This window comes from Bacillus sp. HNG (genome assembly GCF_003400205.1).
In the GTDB taxonomy this organism is placed as follows: Bacteria; Bacillota; Bacilli; order Bacillales; family Bacillaceae_L; genus Ferdinandcohnia.
On the sequence record NZ_QUQV01000005.1, the window covers coordinates 91,076 to 108,050 of the forward strand.

A 16,975-nucleotide genomic window follows, 5' to 3' on the forward strand; every position below is an offset into this window, starting at 1 on the left:
AGCTGCGTAGCTTTTTTATTCTACAATTTGTAAATTGCACGATATTTTTCTTCTAAGTACTGGATTAAATAGTTTGCGTTTAATCCCTCACCTGTCACGTCTTGGATGATTTCCAATGGTTTCTTAAGCTTTCCATATTGATGAATATGTTTTGTTAACCATTCTTTAATTGGAGTTAGGTTCCCCTCTTCTACCAGTTCATCAAAATTTGGGATATCCTTTAACATGGCATTCTTAAATTGAGCGGCATACATGTATCCAAGTGCATAAGACGGGAAATAGCCAAAGCTCCCACCTGCCCAGTGGACATCTTGTAAAACACCTTTTGCATCATTCTCAGGACGAATACCCAAATACTCTTCATATTTTGCATTCCAAATTTCTGGTAGATCCTTTACTTCAATCTCATCATTAAAAAGGCTTTTTTCAATTTCATAACGGACCATGATATGCAATGGATAGGTTAATTCATCCGCCTCGATTCGAATAAATGATGGCTTCGATTCATTGATTGCACGGTAAAAGTCTTCAACTGAAACTTGATCAAACTGACCGCTTGCATATTCTTTCAATAACTCAAAGTTATTTTTCCAAAGTGGTAGACTACGACCGACAATGTTTTCATAGAATAAGGACTGAGATTCATGGATTCCCATTGAAGTTCCTTCTGCAAGGTTTGTCCCAACCAAATCCGGAGAAATGTTTTGCTCATAAAGGGCATGCCCACCTTCATGAATGGTACCAAAAACAGCTGTTCTGAAGTCATTTTCCACATAATTTGTCGTTACACGTACATCCCCTGGATTTAATCCGGTTGCGAATGGGTGAACTGTTTCATCTAGGCGACCAGCCTCAAAGTCATAACCCATTTTCTTAAGAATCTGAAGGCTAAAGTCACGTTGCTTTTCCTTTGGAAATTCCTTAAATAAAAATGACGTTTCCGGCTTGTTTTGTGACTCGGTGACGGCTTTAACAAGTGGAACGATTTTTTCTCGTAATTGAGCAAATACTCGGTCCACTACCTCCACTGTTACGCCTGGTTCGTACATATCAAGCAATGTATTGTATTTGTTGCCCTCGTATCCCCAGTAGCCAATAAATTTTTTCGTAAATTTGACAAGTTTTTCTAAATACGGACGGAACATTTCAAAATCAGATTTTTCTTTCGCATCTTCCCAAACGGATTCTGCTTTTGATTGCAAGATGACATATTCACGGAATTCATCTGCTGGAATTTTTTTGTTTCGTTCAAAATCTTTTTTACATTCTTCCACGACTTTTTTCGTAATGTCACCAAGCTGTTTTTGTGCCTCTGGAGTCGTTAATTCTTTTAAATAGGTCTCCATTTCGGCAGAAGTTGACATAGCAAAAACCTCTGATGAAAGCATACCGATTACTTCCGATCGCTGCTCCACTCCCTTTTTCGGAGCACCTGTACGTAAATCCCAATACATAACCCCAATTGCCTCACTATAGCTTGTCATCTTCTTAACTAAATCAAGAAACGCTTGTTCAGTTTGTTGTAGTTGTTCTGACACTTTTCGTTCTCCCCCTCTATTTTGTATCAACCTTTGTCGGTAGAACATTTTTTATGTTGTCAATGACTAGGTTACTTGTATTATCTTCTACAAAAATACTGACAGTTCCTGCATCTTCACTTGAACGAATCAAGCGACCAATGCCTTGCCTTAGTCTTAATAACATATATGGAAGGTCGATCTTCTCAAATGGTGATTCGGCTCTTTTTCTTTTTGATTGAAAAACAGGATCATTTGGTGGGAATGGCAATGACCAAATGATGACATTTGATAAGGAAGGTCCAGGAATATCAAGCCCTTCCCATAAAGAAGTGGAACAAAGGATGCTGTGTTCATCATTTTGGAACGTGGACACAAGTCCACTGATTTCTTGATCCCCTTCAAATAGAATTAGATATTTTCCCGAGTTACAGTTCTCTTTAAACATTTGTAGCTCTTCCGTCGAATTAAATAACAGAAGTGTCCGACCCTCTGACTTTTCAATTTCATCCCAAGCAAAATCAAATTTTGAACGAAACAGATTCTCTCGAGTGTGAAACACAGGCATCTGAATCTTCATTTGATTTTCATAATCAAATGGTGATTCAACCGAAAACGATTGATAGTTCCTGATTCCTAAACTCTTGGCAATATAATCAAAGGATTTATTTTCAGATAAAGTAGCTGAAGAAAATACAAACGGAATGTTTTTCGAAAACACTTTTTCAGCTAAAATAGTTTCCACTGCTTGTGGCATAATGACTAATGTGTAGCTTTCACCATCTGCTTCTCCCCAACAAACAGCATTATTTTCTTCACCGAAAAGTTTTAATGAAAATTCCATTTGATCTAAATATTCATCGACTATATGTAATTCGTATTGATCAATCGTGTACGTCTCTGCCTCAAACACAAGATTATTGCCAATCTCAACAATCATCTGAAGAAGTTTATTTGAATTAGCCAGTAAATCGACATCCGGCTCTATATCCATGCGTGTAGACCCTTCAACTTCTTGACTATTCATTCGAAGAAGTCGATAAAACTGATCATTTTGCTCAATTGTATCTTCAATTAATTGAGCAAATTCTTCACGGACATCATTTTCTAATAACCTTGTTAACAAACCTTCTAAAGTCGTTTCCTGAACACGATAGGTTAATGCTTTTTGAGCAGAGAATTCTAGTAAATGACCTTCATCAAAGACAACACAGCTACTTTCTGGTAAAAAGGGAAGCTGCCCTTCTCTTTTTCTGGCTTCCATTGTCCACACATGCTCCATATAAAAATCATGAGAACAGATAATTAAATCAACAGCCTTACGATAATGGTCTCTAGATAACGTGAGACCACAACGATGGCGCAAATCACATGAAAAACAATCTTGAAAGTTATCCCATGCAACACTTTTCCATTCCTCATCCGTAAGCTCAGAATATGTTTTTCGATCCCCGTAATGATGGAATGTTTGCATAGTCGAATGACTATGAACAAAATCTGGTAACTCATTATAAATTTGTGAAATTTTCTCATTTGTCGTTCGACGTGTAGCACGATCTAACTTTTGCAGACAAAGATATTGATCCTGTGCCTTTGCAAGACGAACATCAATTTTCAAGTTTAATGCGTCAGCGATTTTTGCAATGTCTCCTTCAGGCTTCACAAGTTGTTCAATTAACGACTCATCTGCACATGAAATAATCGCTGGCTTTCTCATATATCTCGCATAACAAATGGCATACAACAGATAAACAATTGTTTTACCAGTACCTACACCGGCTTCTGCGAATACAATTGATTTTTCTTTAAATGCTTTTTCAAGCTGAAATGCCATATATATTTGCTCATCACGAAGATCAAAGCCTTTTTCCGGAAGGATGTCATAAAACACATCGCCAATCCATTCATTTAATTTATCAAAGAAATTTTCATTTCTGGATATTTGAAAGGGTAACCCTTCTCCAATCATCTGTAAAACCCCCAAAACCAAGGTATGCGCCAATTTTTAATTATCTACTAGTGTAGGAGCTAAGTCAACACGAAAACAAGAAAACCCGCCGCAGCGAGTTTTCTTGTGATATTCGTTCATTCACTTTTATATCGTAAAAAATCCACATCAATGGAAGTTGAATGAGACATTGCATGGAGTAGGTCATTTTTTGCTTGAACAATGGATTTAAGTGGATCCAGCTCTTCCCCTATCTCATTTTGAAGAGTGCGATATGTATCATTCAACGCATCTTGAATTTTTTTGAAATCTAGGTAGTTCATTACTCATTCACTCCTGGAAAATTTGTAGACACCAATAAAGTATATGACCTTTGGAGTTGAACTATTCATGAAATCCTAAATTGTAATGATATTAACGTTCTCTAGGCGGTCTCTTACCCCAATACTGATAGTAGTCGGTTCTAATAAATCCGTTAAACAGCTTACGCTTTTTCGTAGCTGGCTTCCCGTATAATTGTTCAAATTCAGGATGTGAGGTTAGCATATAGACTGACCATGTATCATAGGGACGAAGGGCTTCCCCCATACCACGATACATCTCTTCAACAGCCTTTTTTTCACCCAATCTTTCCCCATATGGAGGATTTCCAACGATTACGCCATACTCTTTAGTTGTTGTAAAATCCCGAACCTGCATTTGTTTAAACTGGATCAAATCTGAAAGACCTGCTTCCTCGGCATTATTCTTTGCTATTTGAATCATTCGGTGGTCAAGATCAAAGCCGCTAATATCAAGAGGCTGATCATACTTGGCTAAATCCTCTACCTCTTGGCGCGCTTCATTCCAACGCTTTTTACCGATCCACTCCCAATCCTCAGACACAAAATCACGGTTAAATCCAGGAGCAATATTTTGTCCGATTAAAGCAGCTTCTATTGGTATCGTTCCAGAACCACAAAACGGATCAACAAAAGGTCTTTCCGGCGTCCAGTTTGTCAGCATGACTAAAGTTGCAGCTAGTGTTTCTTTTAAAGGTGCCTCCCCTTGGTCGACCCGATACCCCCGTTTATGTAGTCCGACCCCTGAACAGTCGATTGTGAGTGTTGCGACGTCTTTAAGTAAGGCTACCTCTATTCGGAATAATGGACCGGTTTCCTCAAACCAGCCTGATGTTTTGCGGTAATGCTTCTTCAGGCTGTCAACAACTGCTTTTTTTACAATGCTTTGACAATCTGAAACACTAAAAAGCTTGGACTTTACTGACTTCCCGATAACCGGAAACTCTGCATTTTCTGGGATTAAATCTCCCCAATCAAGGGCCTTTGTCTTTTCGAATAACTCATCAAAGGTTGTTGCTTTAAATTCTCCAACTTTTAGCTTGATACGGTCTGCTGTTCTAAGCCAAAGATTACTACGGCAGATGGCTTGTTCATCAGCAACAAACGTAACCTTCCCGTTTTCAACCGTACATTCATAACCTAAATCTCGTACTTCTTTTGCAACAATTGATTCAATCCCCATTGCTGCTGTAGCAATAAGTGTTACTTTACCCATTCACGTTCACCCTAACTATGTACAATCATTTATATAGTAAAAGAATAAAGAATCTCAACTCGTAATGCAAGATTTGCAACTAAAATGGTTTTGTGTGCAAACAAAAAGCTCTTCATCATGAAGAGCTTTGCTTCTTTATTCATCATGTAAGTATCGTTTAATTAATAACGTTCTGTAAGCCATGTTTTGTTCCATCGTACTTCAATCGGTAAAACGAATACCTCGTACTCCGGTGGTAATCATCTATCTACAGACGATAAAGTGTCTGTCCTTCTCCTTGTTCATTTCCAAGAGAGAAAGTGCCCCTACCATAATTTGGGTTTCTCGCTCGTGGGGTTTACCTCGTTCCACTCTTGTAATTTCTTACAAGACTTCGTCACTGTGGCACTTTATAGGTAGTCAAACCATATCCAGATGGACTTAGGTTTTTTTCCTGCCGTTAGCAAAGATTAACTCCTCGCTACCCTAGCTTATCATTTCGCTAGGCACGAACACTACGGACATCTCAGCCCGTGCGAGCATGGACTTTCCTCTGCAGGTCTCCCTGCAGCGATTACCCGAACGTTATTAATGTGTGCAAAAAATAGTATAGTAAAAAAACATTACAATTGCAAGTGATAACGCATTGGTAATTTCTTCAACTTACACTTTTTGGGGGATTAAATACCCGTGAAAGCTGGATTTAAGCAACATAGTTTAAAAACGCCACATCATTGAGACTCAATCATACAGCTTACTACCAAATACATGTTTTTCAAGGTTTGATAATCGTTTTAGAATATCAAAATTAGTTGTACCCGTTTGCGCCTGTGGTTGTTTCTTATAGGACTCCTCTAGTTGACGCTTTAATCGAAGGTTTTCTTGTTGAAGTTCTTCAATTTCTTGATAAAAAGTTTCATAATCCTTAATGATCACATCTAAAAATTTATCAACTTCTTCTTGTTTATAGCCTTTCATGGCTGATTTAAATTCTTTTTCAAGTATCTGTGTTGTAGTTAATTTTATTTTATCAGATAACATTCGTTTCACCTCGATACACTTTCCCCATTATTCCTATATCTATTTTTTCAAAAATTTCACGTATTGTCAATTTAAATTGCAAAAGGAGAATTTTTCAATATTCATTATTAGCGTAATGTTCTTCTTCAACGATGACCTGGAGATCATAAGCGTTAATTGAAATTAGCTGATAATCATCATTTTCGCACTTTTTTTTCGCATCTGCATAAATATAACGCGGACTCCCATCCTTTTCCTCATCATATAGTATTATGAAAGCATCACTTTTGTCTAGAAAGAAAGCATTTTTCAATCGAAATTGTGATGGATTATCATATTTCCGGTTTGTAATGCTGTTTACGTAATCTGCTTGCGACAATATCATTTGGTAGTATTCTCTATTTGTTTCGTTCCACTTTTCATCTTGCTCCAGGAATGGAGTAATAACTGCAAGCTTGAGCTCTGGGTATTCCTCTTGAAGCTCAAATGTGATTTCGGCAGCCCAAAGTTCGACACCTAGTTGCCCACTAATGATGACCCATTCTAGTCCATCCTCAATTAAGGGGAGAAGCGCATTTTTAAGGGCTAGTTTGATATAGTGGATTCCAGGATGGTCTTGTCCAAAAATTCCAAGCTCAAACGGTTTATAGCCCGTAATTGCAACAACCTTTATCATGTCAAGACTCCTTTTTCTATTGATTTTAGCAGCAGATTTCCAACAATTATATGTAAAACAGGAACCATTACAGTTCCTGTTGTGTTTTTGTAAGTTTTATTTGTTACGTTTTTAAATTAAGATAATGGTTTACCGGCCAATAAATGGTCCAGGTGGCATTGCTCCACAATTGAAGTGTTGATTTGTTACTTCAGTCGCAACAGATTCTGTGTGTGGAAAATAATGCATATGTTGATACATATGATGATTAATATGTTGCGTATGTGAAGGATGAATGTGTGGAACAATTGTTTTACAGCAGTGGTGTTGAACACAGCATTTTGTTGGGTGTACAATAGGTTGCATTACATTTGTTGGACAATACATTTTATCTATCTCCTTTCCTTCATCTGTTCTTACAGTAATAGCCTATGAAAGAAAGTAGAGTCATGTACTAATCAAAACACCTATTTTTTAGTAGAAAATGGCATATGAGCCGTCTTTAATTCCGGTTAATATAAGGACAATTAATACTAAAACAAAAAAGTATAGAAATAAGATTTTCTTATACATTCTATTCTCGCTCCATCTAAAATAATATTTCCTTTACACAAAACACTATTTTACATGGTATTACATTGTTCTACAATGACAAATGAAGGAAGCATTCAAGTTTTCATGAAATCGACATAAAAAACGCGAAAAACCGCTAATTTTGCGCTTACCCGGGTAATATTTTTTAACTTTTCCGAAGTTTCCCTCTTATTCTAGAGATTCGCTTCTCAAACTCAGCCTCTATTTTCGCATTTTTTGTCTTATTATCTGAAATTCTTGATTCTTTCCATCTCAAATATCCACTATTAGCAAAGTCCCATGCAGTTTCAAAATCTTTATTATGATGCTCATAATATTTCGCAAGCTCTATACTCGCTGTAATCGCATCCTGATCCTCTCCATTTTCATATACTTCCATAAATAGCCTCATTGCTTCTTCAAGCTTTTTCTCCTTTTTTGAAAGAAAAGCTAGGGCAAGCTTTGCCTTCGTTTCTTTTTCAGAATCAACATCAACTACTTGTTGATACAATTCCTGTGCCTTACTGGTCTCCCCTAATGCCTCAAGCCACCTTGCGACCTCGTATTTATCAGAAGTATACTTGTTCTTTTCATTCAAAATCACAGCACCTGATAAATGAATATAGAGAGTCAATAACGATAAAATATCAATTTCATTGTGCCGCATGACGCCAAAGATTCCATCTGGCACCTGATTTTCCACAAAATCAAAATAAAGAATCGGTGCTAAATATCCCGGGACATCACCTTCACGTTTGATCTCAAGAATTTCCTTCTCAACATTAGACAGTCTGACAGAATCAAGTTTATCTTTCCAAAGCCTTCTAGCTGCATGATACAAATCAAAATGTCCAAAATCAGGTAAGTTAGGCAGTGCATCTCGAATTAATGTATGCCTTGTTTTCACCTGTGGCCAATCAAATGATTTCCCGTTATATGTGACTAGAGTTGTATAGTCAACACTTGAAAGAAAACTTTGGTATAGGGCAACCTCAGCTCCAGGATTGGGTAAAAAATGTTGAGTGAGAATAACTTTATCATTCTGAACCCTTGCATGTCCTAATAAGAAGATTGTATTGCCTGTTCCCCCACCTAAACCAGTTGTCTCCGTGTCAAAGAAAAACAAATCGGAGAGCTGATGCCCCTTTGCGGACAATGGGTGCTTTATTGAGGATGAATTCCACATGTCCATTACATCGTTTAATTTAGAGAACGAATATAAACCATGCTGATAATTCAAAGGAAATTCCACTTTCCGAACCATGCAGTATGTTCCATCAAAATAAAAGGGTTGTGCTCCAAATTCCTTCCATTTATCAAGAAAAGGAATCTCTTCCACAGAAACTGAAGATTCGACAATTTCCGATTTACCTTTATCTTCTTTTACAATATGATTTTTCAGTCGGTTTAATTTCCCTTTAATCGACATAATGAAACTCCTCTACTAAATTGCATACTTTCCCTGTTTCAGCTTTGAAATTAAGGTTAGTGCGTCCGTTTTTGCTTTATTCTGGACCACGTCTGTCCCAATGCATGAAGGACATCCTGATTCACAAGAACATTTTCGAATTAATTCTTCAGCTTCATTTAGAAGATTTTCCATCGCGTCATAGACTTTTTCACTTAAGCCAATTCCACCTGGATAACGGTCGTATAAAAAGATTGTTGGCTGCTCATTGTGTACGGCTTTCACCTGTGGAACAACATGTAAATCGGATGGGTCGCACATTGTCATAAGCGGAGCAACATGCCTTAACACATTCGAAACACCTATTAAGCCTTCCTCAATTCGCTCGTCACTCAATCCCTCTAACTGTGATTTTTTTAGACTTATCCATGTAGAGGATGTATGTAGTTCCTCTTCAGGGAGATGAATCGGTCCTGCCCCGATGTTCTCATGGGTTTCAAATTTTATTTTTTTAAATATAGTTGCCATTGCTTGAACAGATACATCTCCATAGCCAATTTCGATTGATTCATTTGAGCGTTCCTTATCTACTTCTAAAACCCGAAGATTTACAGCTAAATTTGCATCTGTAAAATAATCGACATCTACCTCTCTCACGAAAGCCTTCTTTTCTTCCCAATCTAACTTTTCAACCTGATATTGTACACCTTGATGCAAGTAAATCGCTTCATCATGAAGTAATGTCATTGCACTAAACCGATCCATTTCCCCAATCACTTTCACTGCCGCAACATCCGTTTGATCAATAATCACCACATTCTCTTGTGAAGCTGAGCGCAGGCTAATATTGTGGGCAGGGAAGGAATCATTCATCCAGTACCATTTATCCCCATTTTGATGAAGGACCCTCTCCTCTGTTAAAAATTCTAAAATATCTTCAAGATCCAGGTCACCAAATGTATCTCCCGCCTTAAATGGCAATTCATAAGCTGCACACTTAATATGATCAATTAAAATCACAAGATTATTAGGGTTAATTCGAGCTGTTTCTGGATTTCTACTAAAAAAGTATTCTGGGTTTTGAATCATATATTGATCAAGTGGATTGGAACTTGCAACCATGAAGATGACTGCTTCTCCTTGGCGCCGACCTGCTCGACCTGCCTGCTGCCATGCACTAGCGATTGTTCCGGGGTAGCCGGTCATAATACAAACCTGAAGTTGTCCAATGTCAACACCTAATTCAAGTGCATTTGTACTAACAACCCCGTAAATATCACCATTACGAAGGCCATGTTCAATCTCACGACGTTGTTTCGGCAAATACCCTCCACGATAACCCCGGATTGCTTTTGGTCCGAGCTTATGTTTCACGAGTTCCTGCAAATAGGTTAAAATAATTTCCACTCTCACCCTGCTTCGCGCAAAGACAATCGTCTGGATTTTATTTTGTAAAAATTCACTAGCTAGTTTTCTTACCTCAAGTGTCGCACTTCTACGAATATTAAGCGGTTTATTCACAATTGGTGGATTGTAAAAAACAAAATGCTTTCTACCTGTTGGTGCACCGTTGTTTTCGATTAATTCCATTTTGGTTCCGGTCAAATTTTCAGCAAGTTCCTTGGGGTTCGCAATTGTCGCTGATGTACACATAAAAATCGGGCTACTTCCATAAAACTCGCATATTCGCTTCAATCGTCTTATGACATTGGCAACATGACTTCCGAAAACACCTCGATATGTATGAAGCTCATCAATCACAACATATTTTAGATTTTCAAACAATGATACCCATTTTGTATGATGAGGTAGAATAGCCGAATGCAACATATCTGGGTTCGTAATGACAATATGGCCAGCTTTTCTTACCTTTTGACGGATGTTTGCAGGTGTGTCTCCATCATATGTATAGCTGTTAATCGCCACTCCCATTTCCTCAATGATTTCATTCAGTTCACTTTTTTGATCCTGAGCTAATGCTTTTGTAGGAAACAAATAGAGTGCACGTGCTTGATCATTTTCAACAATTGTTTGTAAGACGGGCAAATTGTAACAGAGTGTTTTTCCCGACGCTGTCGGGGTTACAGCAACGAAATTCTGCCCACTTTGTGTTGTTTCATAGGCAGAATGCTGATGGGTATATAACTGATGGATCCCCCTTTTATCCAACGCTTCTCTTAATCTATGATCAATAGATTCCGGTATGTCCATCGTTTTAGGTGGAGTAGCCTCAATCGTATGCCAATGGACGATGTTCTTTGCGTATTGTGGGTTTTCTTTTATAAAATCCATTAATTCATGGATATTTTTCCGAAACTTCATTAAAAATCACCTCAGATTTTCTACCTATATTGTACAGAATAAATGTTCGTTTTTGAAGTGATTTCACTTAAATATGCATTTGGTATTTTTAGTCTAAAAAAAAGCACACCCTTACAGGGCATGCTCAAAATTTCATTACGTTCCACAAAAAGTACGATATGGAGTATTTGATGGTTCCGGTAGTTTTGCGTATTCCATCTGCTCCTCAGTGTGTGCAAAAGGATCTTTTAGTACTTCTAAAAGTTTTTCCATGACACTGTAATCTCCATCTGCAGCCCTCTCAAGTGCTTCTTCAACTCGATAGTTTCTTGGTATGACTGCTGGATTTGATGTTAGCATTAAATCCTTTATTTCCTCTTCAGTTTGCTTCTGCCTTTTTTGTCTATTCTTCCACTTCTGCAGCCAATTTTTAAAACGGTCAGTGCTACAAATTGCAAGGCTATCGAGCTTATCGAAGGTTAAAGCAATAAACGTATTTGTATAATCTGCTTGGCTTTGGTCCATCCATTCTAGGAATTCATCAATAAGTTCCTTATCCTCTTCCTCTTGATTGAATAACCCAAGCTTTGCCCTCATTCCGTTTAGCCAATTTTCTCGATAAATTCCGTTGTATTTCGTTATTTCTTCCTGTGCTAATTGAAGTGCTTCTTCCTCATTTTCATGAAGTAAATGTAATAAGCTTTCAGCAAAGCGTGCAAGATTCCAACCCCCGATATATGGTTGGTTTCCATAGGCATAACGCCCTCCAGTGTCTATAGAACTAAACACCGTTTTTGGATCATATGTATCGATAAATGCACATGGTCCATAATCTATGGTTTCCCCGCTTATTGCCATATTATCTGTATTCATAACACCGTGTACAAAACCCACAAGTTGCCATTTCGCAATTAAGGCTGCTTGACGTTTAATCACTTCACGTAAAAATGCAAGATAACGGTGTTTCTCCCCCTTACTTTCAGGGTAATGACGTTCAATCGTATAATCCGCCAATTTCCGTAGTTCATCCTTTTTTCCAAGTCCTGCAATAAATTGAAATGTGCCTACCCGAATATGGCTTGATGCAACACGAGTTAGGATTGCACCGGGTAAAACTGTTTCCCGATAAATCGGCTCACCTGTCGTGACAACTGCTAAACTTCTAGTGGTTGGAATTCTTAAACCATGCATAGCTTCACTAATGATATACTCACGCAACATCGGGCCAATGGAGGCACGACCATCTCCACCTCGTGAATAGGGTGTACGACCTGCCCCCTTCAGCTGTATATCATAGCGAGCCCCATCCGGTGTAATCTGTTCACCTAGCAACACAGCACGACCGTCTCCTAGCATCGTAAAATGTCCAAATTGGTGACCAGCATAGGCCTGTGCAATAGGTATAGAACCATTAGGAGTTTGATTTCCAGCGAAGATTTCGACCCCTTCTTCAAGTAACCCCTGTACATCTAAACCGAGTGATTGAGCTAATTGTTTATTTAAGATAACGAGCTCCGGATCACGTACAGGTGTTGGAGTCGTCTTTGCAAATAATTCTGTTGGCAACTGTACGTAACTGTTATCAAAGTTCCAACCTAATTCTCTTTTCGTAATCATAAACACCCCTTTTCACTTCATAGTATTAATGCATTCTTATAAAATACCAAAGAAAATTGGTAAATGTATTTACTTGAGTTTCCATTTCTGTTTGTACAAAAGACTGCTGAAATGGTTTTATTAAGGGCTGCAACACACTCTTGCGAATACGGTCTCGCTGCAATTCTGACACAATCGTATCATAAAGATCTTGCTGGTCTGTTGTGAATGTGGCTTCCTTCTCTAAATTCTTTGCTAAATCTAAAAGCTCTTCAAGTGAAAGCACTTTTCGATCAATTCTCGCTTGTAAAAAACGGAGTGATGTGGGATCAAGCAAGGAACTTCCCTTTTCCTTCATTACTGGAATAATTGCTTCTAAATACGTCAACACAACTTCGACAATGCGATGAATCGATTGTTCACTATTCGTAATTTTGATTGTAAAGATGATATAATGCATCATTCCGTAAAAAAGAATAGAAAGTTCAAACCCATATTCCCGTACTTCTTCGCCATAGACTTCTACAAATCGCCCTGCTAACCATTCCAATTCATGAATACGATGATGCATCACCATTTTTTTAAGCTCAACTTCGTTTGAGTTTAATATCGATTCAAAAATAGTATTAAGATTCCGTTCCTTATTTAATTGAGTTAATATCGATATCTGATCTATTAATACTGCACGGTCTGTTTCATCCTTTCCAACCTGCATCTCCATTCGAATTTGGCTGGCATCATAACGCAATCCTTCTAATATTTCTGCAATACAATCATTTTTATTCGAAAAATAATTATAAAAGGTACCTTTTGAAATATTTGCATGTTCAATAATATCTTGTATTGATGTTTGTTGAAATCCTTTTTCAACAAATAATTTTAGAGCTACATCTGCTACACGTCGCCTACGGTTATTCATATGTCCTCCATCAATTCCCTTTATATTCCATGAAACCATTTTATTTTCTTTCACTAGAACATTATACCTTAAGTATAAAAATATTGCACAAATTGAACTTGTGGTATAAAATCATTCAAGTAACAATTCAACGTATGAAACCGAGGGGATAAATTTATGGATTCAACATTACAAGAAAAAAAGCCTCCTTATTTGATGTTAGCTTTACTTTTTGTTGGGGCATTTGTTTCATTTTTAAATAACTCATTATTAAATGTTGCTTTACCATCTATTATGGTTGATTTGCATATTGAAAATTACTCAACCGTACAATGGCTTGCAACAGGGTATATGCTTGTTAGCGGTGTGTTAATTCCAGCATCTGCTTATTTAATTACAAGGTTTTCGAACCGAAGCTTATTTATTACATCCATGCTCATTTTTACAATTGGGACTGCTATGGCTGCTTTCGCACCAAACTTTGGAGTTTTAATTGCCGGACGTATGGTTCAAGCAGCAGGCTCTTCCGTCATGGGTCCACTATTGATGAATATCATGCTGGTAAGTTTCCCACTTGAAAAACGTGGTACAGCAATGGGTGTTTTCGGTTTGGTTATGATTACGGCACCCGCAATTGGTCCAACTTTGTCAGGGTATATTGTCGAACATTATGATTGGCGCGTATTATTTGAAATGATCTTACCCCTTGCCGTAATTAGTTTAGTACTTGCAATTTGGAAATCTAAAAACGTGATGGAAATTAATAAAAATGCAACTATCGACCACCTTTCCGTTATCCTATCAACACTGGGTTTTGGTGGATTATTATACGGATTCAGTTCTGTAAGCAATGATGGATGGACGGATTCACTTGTTTTGACATCATTATTTATAGGTGGGATTTCGTTAATTTTATTTATTTTACGTCAATTAAGATTAGATAAACCAATTCTCGATTTAAGAGCCTATAAATACCCAATGTTTACACTAGCTTCTGTGATTGCCATTGTGAACGCGGTAGCGATGTTCTCTGGAATGATTCTAACTCCTGCATATGTACAAAGTGTTCGTGGAATATCGCCATTCGAATCTGGGTTAATGATGCTCCCTGGCGCCATTGTTATGGGAATTATGTCACCGATCACTGGTAAGTTATTTGATAAATTTGGTCCACGGGTTCTATCAATTTGTGGCCTTATCATTACAGCAGTATCCACCTATTTATTAACACAGTTACAGATTGATTCTTCATACTCCTACATCATTACAGCATACACTCTTCGTATGTTTGGAATGTCAATGGTCATGATGCCGATTATGACAAACGGTTTAAATCAGCTACCAGCACATCTATATCCACATGGGACTGCGATCAACAATACTGCTCAACAAGTTTCTGGCTCTATTGGAACTGCAGTTTTAGTAACGATTATGAATAGTGTTGCGACATCTGAAGGAGAAAGTTTAGTAGCAAATATGGATCCAACTACAATTACTGAAACAACACAAGCACTTATTGGTCAACAAGCATTACTTGCGGGAATCAATTATTCCTTCCTTGTGGCATTAGGTATTAATATTGTTGCTTTAGTTTTAGCATTATTTATTAAACGAGTAGATGTAAGTGGAAAAGGAATGCCAACGCTTGAAAAAGCAGCTCCAGTAAAGGCCACTACAAATTAATAAAATTCCCCCTGACTTTTTGCTCAGGGGGGTTTTTTCATGTCACTTCTTAACCATCACAAAAAAACAGATCCTAAAATAGAATCTGTTTTAATCGGTTTATATTTGGTTCATTACGCTTTTTGAACATTAGCAGCTTGTGGTCCTCTGCTACCTTCTTCGATATCAAAAGTAACTTCTTGACCTTCTTCTAATGTTTTGAACCCTTCACCTTGGATTGCTGAAAAGTGTACAAATACATCGTCTCCACCTTCAACTTCGATAAATCCAAAGCCTTTTTCACTGTTAAACCATTTTACTTTTCCTTGTGCCATTATGTTTCCTCCTATGTAATGCAACAAAAATATTGTTGCAAGGTAATGCATGAATTATTATGTCCATAGAAAAAACTTTTTATAACCAAAAAGTTGTTTCTATTTTTAAAAAAAGTTTAATGGAGGAAAACAAAAGTAATAATCTTATGCTAAAAAGCTTTTATTATGGTTATTTACAACCTGTAATAATCTTGTATTTGTTTCCATTTCAGAACCACACAATGGGCAGTTTGGTTCAGTAGTACTTTTAAAATTATCTCGTACCCATCCATTACATTCCTCAGATGTGCATTCCCACACCTTCGTTTCCTCAGTAACAATTTCTTCGACTGGTCTTCTTCCAAAAGCCATTCAAATCATCTCCTTTGTTTTGGTTGGCACGAAACGTTACAAAAAACATAATCGCTAAATAATAAAAAAACTTATTATAAAAAGTAGTTCTATGAGCGCATTTGAAGCGCTAGGTTTCCCTGAGAAACTCCTTATAATAAGTATTACTATATAATTTATCTCTTTAGGTAAATATTATACCACTTTCTGCCTATATTTGTAAAACCGACGTATTATTTATCATATAGATGGCACGCTGTGAAGTGAGCCGGCTTGACTTCCTGCCATTTTGGAACTTCAATTGCACAGCGTTCCATTGCATACTTACATCTTGTTCGAAACACACAACCTGATGGTGGAGATAATGGAGTAGGAACTTCTCCTTCCAGTACAATTCGCTCCCGTTTTACGGTTGGATCTGGGATTGGAACCGCGGATAGCAAAGCTTGTGTGTACGGGTGGAGTGGTTCATCATATAGGGATCCGCTATCAGAAAGTTCGACCATGTTTCCTAAGTACATCACAAGGATTCGGTCTGATATATATTTGACCATTGATAAATCATGGGCAATAAATAAATAGGTTAACTCCATTTTTTCCTGTAAGCTCTTTAATAGATTAACGATTTGAGCCTGAATGGATACATCTAAAGCCGAAATTGGTTCATCACAAACAATAAATTTTGGATGAACCGCCAATGCCCTTGCAATTCCTATTCGCTGCCTTTGGCCACCACTAAATTCATGCGGGAATCGATTGGCATGCTCTGAACGAAGTCCGACTAACTCTAAAAGTTCATGTACCCGTTCTTTTCTTTTTTTACCTTTAGCGAGATGATGAATATCAAGTGGCTCCCCAACAATATCCTCAATTTTCATCCTTGGATTTAATGAAGCATATGGATCTTGGAATATAATTTGCATATCCTTGCGTAATTCCTTCATTTGCCTTTGATTAAACTTATAAATATTTTTCCCTTCAAAAAGGACCTCACCTGCTGTAGGCTCCATTAAGCGTATAATGGTCTTTCCAGCAGTTGACTTTCCGCAGCCACTTTCACCTACCAATCCAACTGTTTCCCCTTTATTAATGATTAAATTTAAATCATCTACCGCCTTTAGCGGTTTCTTTTGAATCGGAAAGTATTTCTTTACATTTTTCACTTCGAGCAACTTTTGAGTTTTTACGGCCACTTT

At 37.5% G+C, this 16,975-nt stretch carries 15 protein-coding genes and 1 other RNA gene; 1 reads left to right on the forward strand and 15 read right to left on the reverse strand.

Going from position 1 to position 16,975, the window contains the following annotated elements:
• Positions 1-20 precede the first annotated feature (20 nt).
• The 12 genes from DZB84_RS10975 to DZB84_RS11030 all read right to left on the reverse strand — a co-directional run bounded on the left by DZB84_RS10975 (position 21) and on the right by DZB84_RS11030 (position 13,473).
• Positions 21-1,538: a carboxypeptidase M32 gene (locus DZB84_RS10975; protein WP_116352307.1), complete on the reverse strand. Its 1,518-nt coding sequence runs from the start codon at positions 1,536-1,538 to the stop codon at positions 21-23.
• 16 nt (positions 1,539-1,554) lie between these two features.
• Positions 1,555-3,486 carry an ATP-dependent DNA helicase gene (locus DZB84_RS10980; protein WP_116352308.1) on the reverse strand — a complete coding sequence of 644 codons (1,932 nt, stop codon included), beginning with the start codon at positions 3,484-3,486 and terminating at the stop codon, positions 1,555-1,557.
• A 116-nt stretch (positions 3,487-3,602) separates the two neighbouring features.
• Positions 3,603-3,788: a hypothetical protein gene (locus DZB84_RS10985; RefSeq protein WP_116352309.1), complete on the reverse strand. Its 186-nt coding sequence runs from the start codon at positions 3,786-3,788 to the stop codon at positions 3,603-3,605.
• 91 nt (positions 3,789-3,879) lie between these two features.
• A complete protein-coding gene (locus DZB84_RS10990) occupies positions 3,880-5,022 on the reverse strand; it encodes a THUMP domain-containing class I SAM-dependent RNA methyltransferase (RefSeq protein WP_116352310.1) in 1,143 nt (380 codons plus the stop codon).
• Positions 5,023-5,192: 170 nt separating this feature from the next.
• Positions 5,193-5,587, reverse strand: an RNA gene (gene rnpB / locus DZB84_RS10995) — RNase P RNA component class B.
• 155 nt (positions 5,588-5,742) lie between these two features.
• The gene (gene gpsB, locus DZB84_RS11000) at positions 5,743-6,042 is read right to left on the reverse strand and encodes a cell division regulator GpsB (protein WP_116352311.1); all 300 of its coding nucleotides are present in this window, start codon (positions 6,040-6,042) and stop codon (positions 5,743-5,745) included.
• 94 nt (positions 6,043-6,136) lie between these two features.
• Positions 6,137-6,694, reverse strand: coding sequence for an SLOG family protein (locus DZB84_RS11005; protein ID WP_116352539.1), 558 nt, complete (start codon positions 6,692-6,694; stop codon positions 6,137-6,139).
• A 132-nt stretch (positions 6,695-6,826) separates the two neighbouring features.
• Complete coding sequence (locus DZB84_RS11010; RefSeq protein WP_116352312.1) at positions 6,827-7,063, reverse strand: spore coat protein; 237 nt, start codon at positions 7,061-7,063, stop codon at positions 6,827-6,829.
• 352 nt (positions 7,064-7,415) lie between these two features.
• Positions 7,416-8,678 (reverse strand): ribonuclease H-like domain-containing protein, encoded by a 1,263-nt coding sequence (locus DZB84_RS11015; protein WP_116352313.1) that lies wholly within the window; start codon positions 8,676-8,678, stop codon positions 7,416-7,418.
• A gap of 15 nt (positions 8,679-8,693) precedes the next feature.
• Positions 8,694-10,979: a DEAD/DEAH box helicase gene (locus DZB84_RS11020; protein ID WP_116352314.1), complete on the reverse strand. Its 2,286-nt coding sequence runs from the start codon at positions 10,977-10,979 to the stop codon at positions 8,694-8,696.
• Positions 10,980-11,114: 135 nt separating this feature from the next.
• Positions 11,115-12,575 carry a protein adenylyltransferase SelO gene (locus tag DZB84_RS11025; protein ID WP_116352315.1) on the reverse strand — a complete coding sequence of 487 codons (1,461 nt, stop codon included), beginning with the start codon at positions 12,573-12,575 and terminating at the stop codon, positions 11,115-11,117.
• 25 nt (positions 12,576-12,600) lie between these two features.
• Complete coding sequence (locus DZB84_RS11030; protein ID WP_116352540.1) at positions 12,601-13,473, reverse strand: TetR/AcrR family transcriptional regulator; 873 nt, start codon at positions 13,471-13,473, stop codon at positions 12,601-12,603.
• A 156-nt stretch (positions 13,474-13,629) separates the two neighbouring features.
• On the opposite strand from DZB84_RS11030, the gene DZB84_RS11035 reads away from it, so the two are divergent.
• Positions 13,630-15,135: an MDR family MFS transporter gene (locus DZB84_RS11035; RefSeq protein ID WP_116352316.1), complete on the forward strand. Its 1,506-nt coding sequence runs from the start codon at positions 13,630-13,632 to the stop codon at positions 15,133-15,135.
• A 113-nt stretch (positions 15,136-15,248) separates the two neighbouring features.
• Here the strand turns inward: DZB84_RS11035 and DZB84_RS11040 are convergent, their stop codons facing one another.
• The 3 genes from DZB84_RS11040 to DZB84_RS11050 all read right to left on the reverse strand — a co-directional run bounded on the left by DZB84_RS11040 (position 15,249) and on the right by DZB84_RS11050 (position 16,972).
• Positions 15,249-15,449 (reverse strand): cold-shock protein, encoded by a 201-nt coding sequence (locus tag DZB84_RS11040; RefSeq protein WP_116352317.1) that lies wholly within the window; start codon positions 15,447-15,449, stop codon positions 15,249-15,251.
• Between the two features lie 144 nt (positions 15,450-15,593).
• On the reverse strand, positions 15,594-15,800 hold the full coding sequence (locus tag DZB84_RS11045; protein ID WP_116352318.1) for a cold-shock protein: 207 nt from the start codon (positions 15,798-15,800) through the stop codon (positions 15,594-15,596).
• A gap of 212 nt (positions 15,801-16,012) precedes the next feature.
• Positions 16,013-16,972: an ABC transporter ATP-binding protein gene (locus tag DZB84_RS11050; protein ID WP_116352319.1), complete on the reverse strand. Its 960-nt coding sequence runs from the start codon at positions 16,970-16,972 to the stop codon at positions 16,013-16,015.
• Between the last annotated feature and the right edge of the window lie 3 nt (positions 16,973-16,975).

Bases quoted from the DNA above. Each gene is read 5' to 3' on its own strand.
- DZB84_RS10980 (WP_116352308.1), bottom strand. From the start codon at position 3,486: ATGATTGGAGAAGGGTTACCCTTTCAAATATCCAGAAATGAAAATTTC.
- DZB84_RS10985 (WP_116352309.1), bottom strand. From the start codon at position 3,788: ATGAACTACCTAGATTTCAAAAAAATTCAAGATGCGTTGAATGATACA.
- DZB84_RS10990 (WP_116352310.1), bottom strand. From the start codon at position 5,022: ATGGGTAAAGTAACACTTATTGCTACAGCAGCAATGGGGATTGAATCA.
- gpsB (WP_116352311.1), bottom strand. From the start codon at position 6,042: ATGTTATCTGATAAAATAAAATTAACTACAACACAGATACTTGAAAAA.
- DZB84_RS11010 (WP_116352312.1), bottom strand. From the start codon at position 7,063: ATGTATTGTCCAACAAATGTAATGCAACCTATTGTACACCCAACAAAA.
- DZB84_RS11015 (WP_116352313.1), bottom strand. From the start codon at position 8,678: ATGTCGATTAAAGGGAAATTAAACCGACTGAAAAATCATATTGTAAAA.
- DZB84_RS11020 (WP_116352314.1), bottom strand. From the start codon at position 10,979: ATGAAGTTTCGGAAAAATATCCATGAATTAATGGATTTTATAAAAGAA.
- DZB84_RS11025 (WP_116352315.1), bottom strand. From the start codon at position 12,575: ATGATTACGAAAAGAGAATTAGGTTGGAACTTTGATAACAGTTACGTA.
- DZB84_RS11030 (WP_116352540.1), bottom strand. From the start codon at position 13,473: ATGAATAACCGTAGGCGACGTGTAGCAGATGTAGCTCTAAAATTATTT.
- DZB84_RS11035 (WP_116352316.1), top strand. From the start codon at position 13,630: ATGGATTCAACATTACAAGAAAAAAAGCCTCCTTATTTGATGTTAGCT.
- DZB84_RS11040 (WP_116352317.1), bottom strand. From the start codon at position 15,449: ATGGCACAAGGAAAAGTAAAATGGTTTAACAGTGAAAAAGGCTTTGGA.
- DZB84_RS11045 (WP_116352318.1), bottom strand. From the start codon at position 15,800: ATGGCTTTTGGAAGAAGACCAGTCGAAGAAATTGTTACTGAGGAAACG.